Consider the following 15,064-nt stretch of genomic DNA (forward strand, 5'->3'; position numbering starts at 1 on the left):
CAACCCCAGCGTGAAGAAAAACTTGTGGATTCCTTGGTGATGTGCTAATCTATTCATGAGACATGAACCTCCTTGTGTGAATGGGTTTTGAGCACATCTATTTTACCCAAGGAGTCCGGTTCATGTCTCCTTTTTTGTTTAGTTGTCAATTTATGTCAGTGAATTTGCTCATCTACAGTTATTAAGAGTACATTTCCACTAATGCCAATACTTCTTCTACAGATTCAGCTTTAAACAACATTTGAATATGTTCTTGATTGGACAACAATGTTGTCAGCTGGGATAACGCTTTTAAATGAGTCTCATGATCAATGGCAGCTAACACAATCAAGACATACACTCGATCTTCTTCCCTGTCAGAAAACAGACAACCTTTTTTGATTCGAAGAAAGCTCATACCAAGTTTTTTTGCGCCTTGCTCCGGCCGGGCATGAGGCAAGGCCACTCCTGGTGTAATCACAATATAAGGCCCGAGTGTGAGAACGTTTTGAATCATGGCTTCAATATACTCACTTGTAATATAGCCTTCTTCTAATAATGGTCTTGCTGCTAACACAATCGCCTCTTTCCAATCACCTGCCTCTTCAATAATCTGAATATGTCGCTTCGTAAGCAAATCTTTTAGCATCGGTTTTTGCCAAATCTCCTTTCTTTTGCTGTGGCTAAAGTAAGCATTTAGTTCTTGATATAATGTCTTTTCATCGATGACCGTTGCGTGTTTTTTGATGATGTCCAACACCGCTTCGAGACCAAGGGATGTGGTTTCCGTCCATCCCTCGATCTCCCGTAAAAGCAACATTTTATCCTCCGTTGTTAAAATGGGGCGAACCGTATAAACAGGCACATCCTTCGGTTGCAATGGCGTTGTCGTCACCACAAAATCTACATGCCCCTCAAGAGAAATATAATCATATTCCCTTGCTGAAACGACGCCAATGACATCGACCGTTGATAACAGTTCCCCCAATTGTTTTTGCAACATTCGCGATGTTCCAATCCCGCTCTCGCAGACGATCAACACCTTTTTCCGTACTGGAACCGACACCCCCTCTCTGTCCAACCATCCGCCAAAATGCATGGCGATATAAGCAATTTCATCGTCGCTGACCGGCTGGCCAACTACACTTTCTAAATGATGGACGACTTTTTTCGTTAAGGTAAATAAATCTTGATAGTTCGCTTTGATCGATTCGGTCAGGTCGTTTTGTAGATGAAAACCATATTTCAGTCGATAATAGGCAGGCTTCATATGAACCAATAAATTTTTTTCCAACTCTTCGCGACGCTTGAATTGTACACATGCATAAGTTTGAAAATCATCCACCATATGTCGAATGATTCGTTTCAAAGTAGTGATGTCATCGTTATGATCAATTTGCTTGTCATCTGCAACTCGAAAACTGAGTAAATGGGTCGTCAAATAACAAACCTCGTCATCGGGAATAGATATTTGGGAAACGTTTTCAATTCGTCTAACGAGATGATCAGCAATCTGGTATTCCCGCATTGACCTTAGCACTTCTTTTTCTTGCTCATCCATTTGCACAAATTTGCCTCTAGCCCACCGTCTTTGGAACAATGCGAGATAAATAGGTAAAGTTTGAATAACCTCACCCGCATAGCGAATAGAAAAAGCAGACTCGAATTGGCGAATCCAATCAAAGATTGGCCATTGACACTCAGCTGACAACTCTGCAGCGAAATGCTGGTCATCCATCGTCGCTAATAGTTGATGAACATAACGAATCATCAATTTCCTCTTTTGGATTTCTTTTCCTGATAAGAAATACCCTTTTTTGCGATGGAATGACAATTGCAACTGAAATGACTGCCAATCTTCTTTCAGTTCCTTTATGTCATTTAACAACGTGCTCCTGCTTACATGTAATTTCTCTAAAAAATCAGACAAATACAGTGGATGAACGCGAGTCAAAATCCATAAACCAATCCAAGCTTTTCGCTCCCATGACTGATATGTGTAATGTCGGGCAGGTTGTAATGTGTTCCACTTTGTTGTTATTTCTTGTTTCACTTCATCATCCAAGCGAAATCCGAGCCCGCGCGCATATTGAATCGGCTTCAGCCCTTCATGATGCAACCATTCATTCGTTTTTTGTATATCGTAATAAATCGTTCGCTTGGATACATTCAATGATTGCGCCAATTTGTCAGCGGTAAGATAAAGAGAAGAGCGAAGCAACAACTTCATAAGTTGGATACAACGGGCATTGAGCATCATGATGGAGCGCTCCCTTTTATTTAGTTGTGCAAATCCTTGGACTTTTGATTAGAGAATCCGGATTCTCCTTACTGTTCATTATAGTTGATTTTCTTGAAAAGATAAGCCCAAATTCCAACACCCCAATTGCGCAAAAATTGGACTGATTCAATAAAAAAGCCACACGATCGATTTGTGTGACACCATCTAAACTATCTGCCCCTTCCTTGTCCGAACTCCTGCACTAACCGTGCGTGGACGCTTCCTAAGAAGGAGTGACCGTAAGGCAGTTGTCATTGCCCCCAGTTTTTCTTCGACTTATCTTTGCACGATCATATCCCGATCGTAAAGAATAGTTCAATCCTCATCCATTAAATATCGTTCCCATTCATCGTCGTCAGACGAACGATGAGGTTCATATCCGCTTCCTGTTCCTATTAACCGAAGCAGCGCGATAATTAATGCCAAACGGATCAGAATACGCCGTAGTCTTCCTCCAATATTCACCCGCATAACAATAAAATCATCGCCAACTCCCAATAATGTTCCGTGGAATTTTCCATGCACCGTCACAACAGTCACACGCTGCCCAACTAGCTGACGGGCTTGATGTTTAAAATCCATCGTTTCTCCTCCTTTCTACACTAACTATGTAATGTTTTGCAGGAGAAAAAGGTATGGTCATGATAACTACTGCAACAGCGGATTTTTTAACATCACTTGTCAAGAAGTCTCCCGCCTCTACACAAAATGTAGGTGTAAAAAATCAAAAAAATCCTCCCAGCCAATAAAGGCTAGGAGGATCAGATTCTTTAACGAATCCCTTTCATCAATCTCCCGATTCTTGGTGCAATGGCCAATAAGATCAAGCCTAGCACAAGCGCCGCACCGCCGATCGTGCCGAAATAGGCCGTTTCGTTTTCCGGCGTATAGAAGCGGACGAGCTGGGCGTTGATCGCTTGCGCGGCGGCGTTCGATAAAAACCAAAGGCTCATCGTTTGCGCTGAGAAGGCCGCAGGCGCAAGTTTCGTCGTCGCCGACAGGCCGACCGGCGACAGGCAAAGTTCACCAAGCACGACGATGAAATAGCTTAACACAAGCCAGATCGGATGGACGAGCCCTCCGCCGCTTAAATGGCCCGGCACGAGAATGACGATGAACGACAGGCCGGCAAACAACAAGCCGAGCGCGAATTTTTGCGGGATCGTCGGCTGCCGTTTACCGAGCTTCACCCACATCCATGCGAACACCGGAGCCAAAATGATAATAAATAACGGGTTCAGCGACTGGAACCATGCAGGCGACAAGTGGATGCCTGCTACATCCAACTGCGTCCGCTTGTCCGCATAGTTCGCCAAAATTGTCGATCCTTGTTCTTGAATCGCCCAAAACATCGCTGAAGCGACGAACAACGGAATGTAAGCGATCACGCGCGACCGCTCCTCCGCCGTCGTTTTCGGGCTGCGGTACATGACGACAAAATAGATGATCGGGATGATGATTCCTAAGATGCCGACAAGGGAAATAAACGTTTCCACAGTGAACCAACCGTTCGGAATCAAGATTGCTAGCAGCACGGCAATCACGACCGCCCCCACGGCCATGATCGAAGCCGCTTTTTTCTTTTCTGCCGGCGTCAGCGGGTTGGGCACGTACGTCCCCGCCAACCCGAGGTTTTTCTTTCTTGTCGCCACAAATACGACAAGCCCGAGAAACATCCCGACAGCTGCAAGGCCGAAGCCAAGGTGGAAGTTGTACTTCATCCCGGCCGTTCCAACAACAAGCGGAGCCAAAAAGGCGCCAAGGTTAATCCCCATGTAAAAAATGCTAAATCCGGCGTCGCGGCGGTCATCGCCAGGCTTGTACATATCGCCGACAATGCTCGAAACGTTCGGTTTCAACAACCCGGTTCCCAAGACGATGAGCGCCATCGACACAAACAGCGCCGTCACCCCGCCCGGAATCGCCAGGGCGATATGACCAGCCATAATGAGAAGGCCGCCGTAAAAGACCGCGCGCGACGTGCCAAACACCCGGTCGGCAAGCCAGCCGCCAATGATTCCGGACATGTACACAAGCGCCCCATAAATCGACATAATCGCGAGCGCCAGATGCTCATCAAGCCCGAGCCCGCCTTTCGATACTTCGTAATACATGTAGTACACTAAAATGGCGCGCATGCCGTAGTACGAAAAGCGCTCCCAAAACTCGGTGAAAAAGAGCGTAAACAGCCCTTTCGGATGGCCGAAAAAGCCGCGCTGGGGAACGCTGGCAGCGATTTGTTGCTTGTCGATCGATGACATAACCACTACCTACCTCCTTTAAATTCTTTTAATATAATAATTCATTATGTTTATATTGTCAAAAAAATTTTGTATGATTTATATCATGGTAAATAAAACAATAATATTAAGAAAAATAATATTATTTAAATAAAAATTCTGAAAAACATTTCTCCCTTTCCGTTTTCTTCGTTATAGGAAAAACCCTTTTCCGCTTTTCGTTGATCATGTATAATCAATGGCAGGGAATCGTCGTTTCCCCACAACACCATTTCCTCTTTTCCATCTCATCTGCATCTTTGTGTCCACCGCAATTCCCTTATCTTATTGACGATTAGGAAAGGATGTTGTCCATGAGCGAGCCGTGGCATCTTATTTTGGACAAGCTCGAAATCATGCAGCAGGAAATGGCAGAGATGAAGGCCAATATGGCCACCAAACAGGAGCTTGAAGACATCAAAGCCAATATGGCTACCAAGCAGGAACTTGAGGACATGAAAGCGAATATGGCGACAAAAGCGGAGTTGAATGAAATCAAAGCCGACATGGCAAAGGGATTTGCCGCTGTTCATCAAGCCATTCGGGAAATCGATGTGATCGTGAAACGGCTTGAACAGAATCAAGAGCAACAAATGCAACTATTGCTGCGCCAAGAGCGGATCATCGATATGTTATGCCGCCGGTCGCTTGAACATGAAGCGGCAATTTCAGATCTTCGCCTTGCCCTCAAAGGCTGATGCCCGCCTCATTGCCGCTTTCGCTCCGCGAGGCATTGTGCATGAATCTATGCTTATTGATGATGGGAAAAGACATTGTTCATTCCGTCCATTTTCTCCCCCGTGCAAAATGTGTTATACTGATCATGACACATAAAATGAAGGGGGATGTGGGGATGCTATACCCGTATAACGGAAAACGTCCGAATGTTCATGAAACCGCATTCATTGCCCCGGGAGCCTATTTGATCGGAGACGTCACCGTCGGTCCGGAATCGACCATTTGGTTCAATGCCGTGCTGCGCGGCGATGAAGGACCGATTACGATCGGCGCTCGAACGAGCATTCAAGACAATACGACCTGCCATTTGTACGAAGGGTCGCCGCTCATTGTTGAAGATGAAGTGACGGTCGGGCATAATGTGATCCTTCACGGCTGCACGATCCGCCGGCGCTCGATCATCGGCATGGGGTCGACGATTTTGGATGGGGCCGAAATCGGTGAAGAATGCATCATCGGCGCCAACACGTTGATTCCGTCCGGCAAAAAGATTCCGCCCCGCTCACTCGTCATTGGCTCGCCTGGAAAAGTGGTGCGTGAACTGACGGACAAAGACCTTGAGCTCATCCAGCTGTCGATTGATACATACGTGCAAAAAGGAAAAGAGTATCGCGAACAGCTGGCCAATCATCGGTAATAACGCCTTGAACGCTCTCCCACCTACGCTAAACGCTTAAAGGTGGGAGATTCTTGAGAACACCCGCCTCACAGCAAGCTGTTAACCAAGCCATCCCCGCCCACTTCAAGTGGGGGGCTTCTCGGCGCGAGATGATCAAAACAAAATCATCAGAGAACAGATGGTTGCACGAAAAAACGATATTCGCGGCCATCTGTTCGTACAGCTTTTAAAAGAAAAAGAGCCAGCCAGAGGGCATGGCTCTTCGTTTATGATTCATCCGTGTTTTGCACAATCATCTTCCACACTCGAAAAACCGTTTCAATGCGGCGAGGCGGTGTTTTCCGAACTTGCTTTCTGTTTCATTGGCAAAAGATGAATGATTCCTGATCTCAATGCTTCTACCGCTTCTAACAAACATTCGTTGCTGCTTGGGTGCGGACAAAAAGGGAATTTCATGTCTTCCTCTCGCGCCGCTAGAAATTCATCACTTTTTCGATGGCATGCAAAACGCGCGCTGGCGTTGGCAAATAATCGTCTTCATAAGCGAAAAACGGCACAGGAACGTCAAATCCCGTCACCCGTTCGACCGGCGCTTTTTGATAGAAAAACGAAGTATCGTTGATGACAGCGAGAATATCATTGGCCAATCCACCCGTCGCATGCGCTTCCTGAACGATCACGGTTCTCCCTGTCTTTTGCACCGACTCGGCGATGATGTCCTTGTCAAGCGGGTAAAGCGTACGCAAGTCGATGACATCGGCATCAATCCCTTTTTTCTTCGCTTCTTCCGCCGCCTTTATGGCGACCGGCACCATGGCTCCCCATGCAATGACGGTCACGTCGTCCCCTTCACGTAGTTTTTTCCCTTTGCCAATTTCAATCGTATATTTTCCTTCCGGAACGTCTTCGCGAAACGCACGATAACTGCGCATCGGTTCTAAGAAGAGAACAGGGTCCGGGTCTTCAATCGCGGCGATGAGCAACCCTTTGGCGTCATACGGCGACGCGGGACAGACGACTTTGATGCCTGGCATATGGGTAAACAGCGCTTCCGTGCTGTCCGAATGAATTTCCGGGGCCCGCACGCCCGCGCCGTACGGGGCGCGAATGACCAAGGGCACGGTAAAATGCCCTCTCGTCCGCGCACGCATGCGTGCCGCATGGGTCATGATTTGTTCATAGGCTGGATAGATAAAACCTAAAAACTGAATTTCTACGACAGGACGAAATCCACCAAGCGCCATTCCAATCGCTGCACCAGTAAATCCTGCCTCGCTTAACGGCGTGTCCATCACCCTCTCCTCGCCAAATTCCTCCAGCAATCCTTCGGTGGCGCGAAACACACCGCCATTTTTTCCAATATCTTCCCCGAGCAGGATGACATCTTCACGCTCTTTTAGCATGGTACGAAGCGCATCATTGACCGCTTGCACGATGGTGAGCGATTTGACGCCTACTTTGGTGATCATCTTTCCATCCCCCGCTTCCACTGAAGATACGCTTCTTTCTGCTCCGCAATCGTCCATGTCGGTTGGGCGAACACAAAGTCAAACATGTCAGATACATTCGCTTTTGGATAGCTCTCCATTTCCACAACCGCCTGCTCGATTTCGGCGTTCACTTCCTCTTGCACTTGATTCGCCCACTTTTCATCCCACCAGCCTTCCCGCTGCATCAACCGCTCGACCCGCTTAATCGGATCGGTTGTTTCGCGCCGTTTTTGGCTTTCCTCCTGGTCGCGATATCTGGACGGGTCATCGGACGTCGTATGGGCGCCATAACGCCATGTCACCGCTTCGATTAACGTCGGCCCCCCTCCGTTTCTCGCCCGCTCGAGCGCCTCAGTTGTTTTGAAATACACGGCAAACACGTCATTTCCATCGATGCGAAGGCCGGGAATATCGTACGCCAACGCTTTTTGCGCGATCGTTTTTGTCTTCATCTGACGGGTGATCGGAACAGAAATCGCATATTGGTTGTTTTGGTTGAAAAAGACGACAGGCGCGTTGAAAACGCTCGCGAAATTCAATCCCTCATGGAAATCTCCTTCTGATGTCGCCCCATCACCGAAGTACACAATCACCGCATTTTTCGTCCCCTTCCATTTTTCGGCGCACGCCGCCCCCGCTGCATGAGGGAGTTGCGTGGCAATCGGAACGCTCGGCGGAACGATTTTTTTTCCCTCAGGTGGAACACACCCTTCCGTCCGCCCTTTCCAGTATAAAAGCGTTTGCGTTAAGGAACGGCCGAATGTCATCATCGCCCCATGATCGCGATAGGTCGGAAACATCCAATCACCATCGTTGAGTGCAAGCGCGCTTCCGACTTGACACGCCTCTTGCCCTTCGTACGGCACATACGTCCCGATGCGCCCTTGCCGCTGCAGGCTGATACATTTTCGGTCAACCATTCTCGTGCGAATCAGATGGCGGTACATCGTCATCGTCAATTCTTTCGTGATTTGTTCACGATATTCAGGCTGCACAATCGTTCCTTCTTCATTCAATACTTGCACAATCGGAAAATCGAGTTCCATGCCATTCCTCCTCCCCATGGTATTTGAATGGCTGATCGATCAGCTCAATACCGCACGATCGCTTGCGAGCTGTTCCCCGCGAATGCGTTGGAATTCTGCGAGCAACTTTTCTACCGTTAAGCTTTTCTTTTCATTCTCATCCACTTCGAAAATGATCTGCCCTTTATCCATCATGATGAGGCGGTTTCCTAAATCGATGGCCTGCTGCATATTATGGGTGACCATCAAGGTCGTCAATCGATATCGCTCCACAATCTCTTTTGTTAAGTTGGTGATCAACTCCGCTCTGGCTGGATCGAGAGCCGCTGTATGTTCATCGAGCAGCAAAATGGCAGGTTCGGTGAAGGTCGCCATAAGCAAAGACAACGCCTGCCGCTCTCCGCCCGAGAGCAAGCCGACTTTCGCCTGAAGACGGTTTTCTAAACCGAGATGAAGGGTGGAGAGCAACTCGCGAAAATCATCGCGCCGTTTTTTCGTCACTCCGCGGCGGAGCGTGCGCTTTTGATTGCGTGTATACGCCATCGCCAAATTCTCCTCAATCGTCATGTTTGGCGCCGTTCCGGCCATCGGATCTTGAAACACCCTTCCGATATAGCGGGAGCGGACGTATTCCGGCATCATGGTGACATCTTGACCGTCAATCCAAATCGTCCCTTCATCAGGAAACAACACTCCTGAAATCAAATTCATCAAGGTTGATTTTCCTGCTCCGTTGCTGCCGATCACAGTGACAAAATCTCCTTTTCGAAGTGTTAAATGAATGTTTTGGAGCGCGATCTTTTCGTCAGGCGTTCCCTCATGAAACACTTTATAAATCCCTTTTAACTGCAACATCCGCCTCACCCTTTCCCGTTGCGGCAACGTCCATCACCTGCGCTCGATTCCATCTTTTTTCTTCTTTGCGTTTTTTCTCTTTTTGTTGACGAACCATTTGCGGAACAACGAGCGCCAAAATGACAATGCATGCCGTAATGAGCTTCACATCCCCTGTTTCGAGAAATTGGACGCGCAAAGCGAGACTCACAACAATGCGGTAAATGATCGCTCCACCGATCACGGCAAGCGTGGCTCGCGCGATCGTTTTCGTTCCAAATACCGCTTCGCCGATAATGACAGAAGCCAGACCGATAATGATCATGCCAATTCCCATCCCGACATCGGCAAACGCGCCGTACTGGGCAACAAGCGCCCCCGAGAACGCGACCATGGCATTGGAAAGGCCCAACCCTAAGACAATGAGCAAATTGGTGTTCGCCGACAGGCTGCGAATCATGCGCGGATTATCGCCCGTCGCCCGAATCGCAAGCCCAATTTCCGTCTGTAAAAACCAGTCTGTGAACCATTTAAACAAAAGAGCAAGCAACGTCATCGACAGGAGAATTCCCCATGTTTTCGCCGCGGCCGAGTCAAGTCCGATTTTCGTCCCCCATTCTTGAATGGTTGTAAAAACCGTCTTCTCATTCAAAAGCGGCACGTTCGAACGCCCCATGATGCGAAGATTGATCGAATAAAGCGCAATCATCATTAAAATGCCCGACAAAAGCGGATTGACCTTCCCTGCTGTATGAAGAAGCCCGGTCATACACCCGGCAGCGAATCCAACGAAAAGCGCCAGACACGTCGCCACAAACGGATTGATCCCGTTGACAATCAACGTCGCCGCCACAGCAGCTCCTGTCACAAAGCTGCCGTCCACGGTTAAATCAGGGAAATCCAACACACGAAACGACAAATACACTCCCAGCGCCATAATGGCGTAAATCAGTCCCGATTCCACTGCTCCCGTGATGGACGCCAGCAACAGCACTCATCCTTTCATTCGATGTATTCCGCCATTTGATCCCATTCAGGCTTCAGTTTGATTCCTTGTTTTTCCGCTGCTTGTTTATTGATCACCAATTTTAATTTTTTCGGATATTCTGGTTTGATCTCTGATGGTTTGGCTTCTCCTTTTAAAATGGCGACTGCCATTTGCCCCGCTTGATAGCCGATATCGTAGTAATCAAACCCATACGCCGCAAAACAGCCTCGTTTTAATGAATCGAGCTCTCCCGTAAAAACAGGGATTTTTTTCTCGTTGGCAACGCTGACAACCGATTCAATGGCAGATACAACGGTGTTGTCCGTCACGATGTAAAACACATCTGCCTTGCCAACTAACGACTCTGCCGCCTGTTTCACCTCGGCTGTGGTCGAAACGGAGGCTTCCACCAACTTCAAATCCGTATGTTTCGCCGCTTCCTTCACTTTTTCAATTTGCGCCAACGAGTTTTGTTCGCCCGCGTTATAAATAAGCCCAACGGTTTTCGCATCCGTTTGCTCATCGATGAATTGAATCGTTTTGCGAATCGCATCGGGATGGCTGTCCGTTGTTCCCGTGATGTTTTCCCCTGCCTTGTCCATCGATGGAACTAAACCGGCGCCGACCGGATCCGTCACGGATGTAAACACAATGGGAATGTCTTTCGTCGCATTGAGCGCACTTTGCGCGCTCGGAGTCGAGTTGGCAAAAATGAGGTCAACCCCATCCGATACAAAGTTATTGGCGATCGTTTGGCTGTTGTTCATGTCGCCTTGGGCATTTTGGATATTGTACCGAACATTTTTCCCCTCTTTAAATCCCCCGTCTTCGAGCGCCTTTTTAAATCCATTGAAGGCAGCATCTAACGATGGATGTTGAATGATTTGGGTGACGCCAATCGTAAACGTTTTCTGCTTTCCATCTTCTTTCGCACCGTTCGTCGCGGCCTTCTCTTCTCCCCCACAGCCTGAGAGCGCCAAAACTCCGAAAACGACCGGTATCGCGAATCGTTTGATCGCTTGTTTCATGAATGATTCCTCCTCGCCTCTTTGATCGCTGCTTTCCAAAAGGATTTTTCTCTGAATTAAAAAATAAGGTATTATATTACGTATTTTCAGACATTTTTTCATATGGATAGACTCGGCATTAACGTCGAATATCCCACTTCGGCCGCTTTTGGTGCGTGAAAAAATGATTGCGGCGTTTGCGTTTCTCGAGCCGCTCTTCGCAAAATTGATCGGCTGCCTCGATCGTCGTTATTCCTTCCGATTCAGCCCGCGCATAAATGGCGAGCAGCGTATCATAAATCGCTTTCGTTTTCGCCAGCACCCGCTCTTTGTTCGCTCCGTACAGTTCATCGGCCACTTGAATGAGGCCGCCGGCGTTGACGATATAATCGGGGGCATACATGATGCCCTTTTCTTTCAACATACGGGCGTGGCGTTTGTCAGCCAGCTGATTGTTCGCCGAACCGACGACCGCTTTCACTCGCAGCTCGGCGATCGTTTCATCGTTGATGACGCCGCCAAATGCGCACGGGACGAACACATCGGCTTCGACGCGATAAATATCCGTTCCGTTCACCGGCTTGACGGACGCCCCGATTTGCTTGCCGTACGCCACGACCTCTTTGACTGCCGCTTCGTTCAAATCGCACACATACAGATCCGCCCCTTCTTCAAGCAAACGAAGCGCCACTTTTTTTCCGACTTTTCCGAGCCCTTGCACCGCATACGTTTTGCCATGCAAATGCTTGCTGCCAAACACAACATCGTTCGTCGCCTGAATGCCGTAAACAACGCCCTCGGCGGTCGGCACGGATGAGTCGCCGCTTCCGCCATACGCTTCCGGAACGCCGACGATGCAATTCGTCTCTTTCAGCGCGTGCACAAAATCGTCCGGCGTCGTCCCCATATCCGTGCCCGTGTAAAACCGGCCGCCTAATGACTCCACGAACTGGCCGAAAGCGCGAAACAATTCCGGCGATTTGTCTTTGCGCGGATCGCCGATGATCACCGCCTTGCCGCCGCCAAAATCGACATCGGCAGCCAAGCATTTATACGTCATCCCTTTCGACAGCCGAAGCGCATCGGCGAGCGCCTCTTCCGTCGTGGCATACGGATGCATCCGACAGCCGCCGAGCGCCGGCCCAAGAGCCGTGCTATGAATGGCGATGATCGCCCTTAGGCCGGTCGCTTCATCGAGACAAAACACCACCTGTTCATGTTCACGCATTTGGAAAAACAAATCCAATCTTTGTGACATGTTTGGCGATAGCATGACATTCATCGCTTCCCCTCTCCTTTGCTTCACCGCTTGAAAGCGTTTTCAAGTTAATATAACAAAAAATATTATCACGTTAAAATAACGTAATACTATTTTTATAGTAACGATGTTCATTGTTAGTGTCAATCCTCTATCAACCAATTTTTCATCGCCAAAAAAAGACGCCGTTTGACAGGCGTCTTCGTTCGATCAGCGAAATAGTGTGGATAATGATTGCCACTGCGTTTTGGCTTCTGTCATCATTTGTTCAAACAGCTCGGCCACCGTTGGCACGCCATCGATGAGGCCAGCGATTTGCCCCGCGTTGATAAATCCTTCATGGAAATCGCCGAGGAGGGCGCCGCGGCGATGACGATCCTCCGATGTATATTCTTGAAACTGCTCGAGCGGCATGCCTTGCTGTTCATACTCCAGCAGCTTCTCGACATACGGCGTGCGCATGACGCGGCGGATGCGCCCGACCGAACGGCCGACAATGACCGTTTCATTTTCCTTTGCCTCGACAAGCCGCTGTTTATACGCTTCATGAAACGGCGCTTCCTTCGTGGCCACAAGCCTGGTGCCGAGCTGCACCCCTTGGGCGCCGAGAGCCAGCGCGGCAAGCAGCCCGCGCCCATCGCCGATGCCGCCGGCAGCGATGACAGGAATGCGGACGGCGCTGACGACTTGCGGAATGAGCGTCATCGTCGTCAGCTCGAGCGGCGAGTTGATTCCCGCCGCCTCATACCCCTCAGCGACGACGAGATCCGCTCCAGCCGCTTCCGCTTTTTTCGCTTGGCTGACCGAAGCGACGACGACGATCACCTTGATGCCATGTTCCGCAAAACGTGGAATCCACGGCGCCGGATTACCGGCGGAAAGCGAAACGACCGGTACTTGATGTTTGATGACAAGCTCGGCGATCTCCGCGGCGTGCGGCGTCACCTGCAGCGGGATGTTCACAGCAAACGGACGGTTGGTGCGCCGCTTCGTTTCAATAATCAGCGCCTCCACCTCATCGGGCGTCATCGTTCCGGCTCCGATCGTTCCAAGCCCCCCCGCTTCCGATACGGCGCTCGCCAGCTCGGCGTTGCTGATGTTGCCCATCCCCCCTTGAATGATCGGATAACGAAGATCAAGCAAACGACAAACATCATTCATTATATTCACACCCCGTGAAAAATACGTTATATATAAACGATACCATATTTTTTAGAAGATGCGAATGGTTGATTTATATAACGAAGAAAAAACGAACACCAATTAAACCGTATGAATTTCCTTTGAAGCCTATTTTCACCAGTGAAGACTGCCGTAAGTCAACGCCGCGCCCCACAGCGATGAAAAATCGACAACGATTGGTGGGCGTCCACACCAATGATGATCGTTTGGACGACAACATGCTTCTTCCACGTTGCCGTACCGAACGTTCCATGAACGTCAAACAGGATGCACAGCTGTTGTTGCGCCGTGCATCCCGGTTCATTCCACCGATATCTCTTCCTCTTCTTTTTTGTCAAGCTCTGCCCCTTCTTGAAACACCGCTTCAAAGAAACGGCTGGCCGGTGCCGCGAGTTGTTGATAATAGTCGTTGAACAAGGCGGCCGCATGGCTTCCCATCCACTCATTCGGCAACAGCTCTTCCGGCAAGCCGGGGTCGATGAACAAAAATTTTCGGTATTCATGGACGAGCTTCGTCCGCTCGACAAAACATTCCGCGTCCGACATTTCGCCGCGCTCGATTTTATGTTTGTCAATCACATATTTTTGACTGTAGACCGCAATAAACTGCTCGTATTTTTGGTTGATCTCTTCTAAGTTCCAGCACTTTTCCACAAGCTGCTTATTCGTATGCGGTCCATCGTATTCGGCAAGAAAGAAGTCGACATACGGGCGGATGTCATACTTGTCGATCAAGTCGTACACTTGTTGCTCCAAATTATTCGGTGAAATCCAGCAGCTGTTGGAAATCGTGCCGAACCCGCTCCAAACAAGCTCCTTTCGCAGTTCATCGCGCAAATGCCGCTTATCCTCAGGAATCGTATAGATGAGAATGCGCCATTTCCCGTCCCAATGCTCGGGGCGCGTTTTGTAAATGCGCCGCGCCGCTTCTTCCATCCGCTTGACGCCGCGTTCCGTGAGCGAATAGTAGCTTTTATTGCCGCGTTTTTCCGCGCGAATCCAGCCTTGTTTGCTCATGCGCGACACCGCCGCCCGCACCGCCTGGTCGTTATGGCCGAACTCGCGGAGGAGGCGGATTAGGCTCCCGATCCAAATTTCACCGCCGTAATGGCGGATGTAGTCGCCGTAAATCGTAAAGATCATTGAGCGTGTGTTCATTGTGAATGGGCTCCCTTTATCTTGTTTTCGAAATATAATCGTAACAAACTTTTATCACGCTGGCAAGACGGACGAAAAAACAAAAGGAATAAAAAAGAGCCGCACCGCTAAAAAAGCAGGCGGCTCTCAACGGCATGCAAACATGCGGCCGCAGCTTCGGCAGCTTCATCAACTTAGGCAGACGTCATTCAACCAGACCGGCTGTATGACGGGCCGTCGTCTGAAC

Annotated in this window: 14 protein-coding genes; 2 read left to right on the forward strand and 12 right to left on the reverse strand. The window is 49.1% G+C overall.

The features are described from left to right. Positions 1-181: 181 nt before the first annotated feature. The 3 genes from ABS784_RS12875 to ABS784_RS12885 all read right to left on the reverse strand — a co-directional run bounded on the left by ABS784_RS12875 (position 182) and on the right by ABS784_RS12885 (position 4,521). Positions 182-2,239 (reverse strand): BglG family transcription antiterminator, encoded by a 2,058-nt coding sequence (locus ABS784_RS12875; protein ID WP_062898686.1) that lies wholly within the window; start codon positions 2,237-2,239, stop codon positions 182-184. Positions 2,240-2,575: 336 nt separating this feature from the next. Then, positions 2,576-2,842 (reverse strand): DUF2642 domain-containing protein, encoded by a 267-nt coding sequence (locus tag ABS784_RS12880; protein WP_011231505.1) that lies wholly within the window; start codon positions 2,840-2,842, stop codon positions 2,576-2,578. A 188-nt stretch (positions 2,843-3,030) separates the two neighbouring features. Next, positions 3,031-4,521, reverse strand: coding sequence for a peptide MFS transporter (locus ABS784_RS12885; protein WP_023633551.1), 1,491 nt, complete (start codon positions 4,519-4,521; stop codon positions 3,031-3,033). Between the two features lie 332 nt (positions 4,522-4,853). Here ABS784_RS12885 and ABS784_RS12890 point away from each other — a divergent pair, with 332 nt between their 5' ends. Together ABS784_RS12890 and ABS784_RS12895 are read left to right on the forward strand one after the other, a co-directional pair. Next, positions 4,854-5,237, forward strand: coding sequence for a hypothetical protein (locus ABS784_RS12890; RefSeq protein WP_020278622.1), 384 nt, complete (start codon positions 4,854-4,856; stop codon positions 5,235-5,237). 155 nt (positions 5,238-5,392) lie between these two features. After that, positions 5,393-5,914, forward strand: coding sequence for a gamma carbonic anhydrase family protein (locus ABS784_RS12895; protein WP_013523996.1), 522 nt, complete (start codon positions 5,393-5,395; stop codon positions 5,912-5,914). 455 nt (positions 5,915-6,369) lie between these two features. On the opposite strand, the gene ABS784_RS12900 is transcribed toward ABS784_RS12895, so the two are convergent. From ABS784_RS12900 to paaX, 9 genes are all read right to left on the reverse strand, one after another. Beyond that, positions 6,370-7,365, reverse strand: coding sequence for an alpha-ketoacid dehydrogenase subunit beta (locus tag ABS784_RS12900; protein ID WP_020278619.1), 996 nt, complete (start codon positions 7,363-7,365; stop codon positions 6,370-6,372). Then, positions 7,362-8,432: a pyruvate dehydrogenase (acetyl-transferring) E1 component subunit alpha gene (pdhA, locus tag ABS784_RS12905; protein WP_011231513.1), complete on the reverse strand. Its 1,071-nt coding sequence runs from the start codon at positions 8,430-8,432 to the stop codon at positions 7,362-7,364. Before pdhA ends, ABS784_RS12900 begins: the two co-directional genes overlap by 4 nt. A 39-nt stretch (positions 8,433-8,471) precedes the next feature. Further along, on the reverse strand, positions 8,472-9,266 hold the full coding sequence (locus ABS784_RS12910) for an ABC transporter ATP-binding protein (protein WP_020278618.1): 795 nt from the start codon (positions 9,264-9,266) through the stop codon (positions 8,472-8,474). Then, positions 9,241-10,233, reverse strand: coding sequence for an ABC transporter permease (locus ABS784_RS12915; protein ID WP_023633546.1), 993 nt, complete (start codon positions 10,231-10,233; stop codon positions 9,241-9,243). The genes ABS784_RS12910 and ABS784_RS12915 overlap by 26 nt, the downstream gene beginning before the upstream one ends. Before the next feature lie 14 nt (positions 10,234-10,247). After that, complete coding sequence (locus ABS784_RS12920) at positions 10,248-11,261, reverse strand: ABC transporter substrate-binding protein (RefSeq protein WP_014196076.1); 1,014 nt, start codon at positions 11,259-11,261, stop codon at positions 10,248-10,250. A 118-nt stretch (positions 11,262-11,379) separates the two neighbouring features. Beyond that, positions 11,380-12,522, reverse strand: a complete 1,143-nt coding sequence (locus ABS784_RS12925; protein WP_014196077.1) for a Leu/Phe/Val dehydrogenase — start codon at positions 12,520-12,522, stop codon at positions 11,380-11,382. A 186-nt stretch (positions 12,523-12,708) separates the two neighbouring features. Continuing rightward, complete coding sequence (locus ABS784_RS12930; RefSeq protein ID WP_227016039.1) at positions 12,709-13,689, reverse strand: NAD(P)H-dependent flavin oxidoreductase; 981 nt, start codon at positions 13,687-13,689, stop codon at positions 12,709-12,711. A 128-nt stretch (positions 13,690-13,817) separates the two neighbouring features. Then, positions 13,818-14,018 (reverse strand): hypothetical protein, encoded by a 201-nt coding sequence (locus tag ABS784_RS12935; RefSeq protein WP_011231519.1) that lies wholly within the window; start codon positions 14,016-14,018, stop codon positions 13,818-13,820. Further along, positions 13,981-14,838: a phenylacetic acid degradation operon negative regulatory protein PaaX gene (paaX, locus tag ABS784_RS12940; RefSeq protein WP_011231520.1), complete on the reverse strand. Its 858-nt coding sequence runs from the start codon at positions 14,836-14,838 to the stop codon at positions 13,981-13,983. The genes ABS784_RS12935 and paaX overlap by 38 nt, the downstream gene beginning before the upstream one ends. Positions 14,839-15,064: the final 226 nt, after the last annotated feature.

The sequence above is a fragment of the Geobacillus sp. G4 genome (assembly GCF_040327975.1).
GTDB classification, from domain to species: Bacteria; Bacillota; Bacilli; order Bacillales; family Anoxybacillaceae; genus Geobacillus; species Geobacillus thermoleovorans.

Coding starts and splice junctions, on each gene's coding strand:
- ABS784_RS12875 (WP_062898686.1), bottom strand. CDS start 2,239: ATGATGCTCAATGCCCGTTGTATCCAACTTATGAAGTTGTTGCTTCGC.
- ABS784_RS12880 (WP_011231505.1), bottom strand. CDS start 2,842: ATGGATTTTAAACATCAAGCCCGTCAGCTAGTTGGGCAGCGTGTGACT.
- ABS784_RS12885 (WP_023633551.1), bottom strand. CDS start 4,521: ATGTCATCGATCGACAAGCAACAAATCGCTGCCAGCGTTCCCCAGCGC.
- ABS784_RS12890 (WP_020278622.1), top strand. CDS start 4,854: ATGAGCGAGCCGTGGCATCTTATTTTGGACAAGCTCGAAATCATGCAG.
- ABS784_RS12895 (WP_013523996.1), top strand. CDS start 5,393: ATGCTATACCCGTATAACGGAAAACGTCCGAATGTTCATGAAACCGCA.
- ABS784_RS12900 (WP_020278619.1), bottom strand. CDS start 7,365: ATGATCACCAAAGTAGGCGTCAAATCGCTCACCATCGTGCAAGCGGTC.
- pdhA (WP_011231513.1), bottom strand. CDS start 8,432: ATGGAACTCGATTTTCCGATTGTGCAAGTATTGAATGAAGAAGGAACG.
- ABS784_RS12910 (WP_020278618.1), bottom strand. CDS start 9,266: ATGTTGCAGTTAAAAGGGATTTATAAAGTGTTTCATGAGGGAACGCCT.
- ABS784_RS12920 (WP_014196076.1), bottom strand. CDS start 11,261: ATGAAACAAGCGATCAAACGATTCGCGATACCGGTCGTTTTCGGAGTT.
- ABS784_RS12925 (WP_014196077.1), bottom strand. CDS start 12,522: ATGAATGTCATGCTATCGCCAAACATGTCACAAAGATTGGATTTGTTT.
- paaX (WP_011231520.1), bottom strand. CDS start 14,838: ATGAACACACGCTCAATGATCTTTACGATTTACGGCGACTACATCCGC.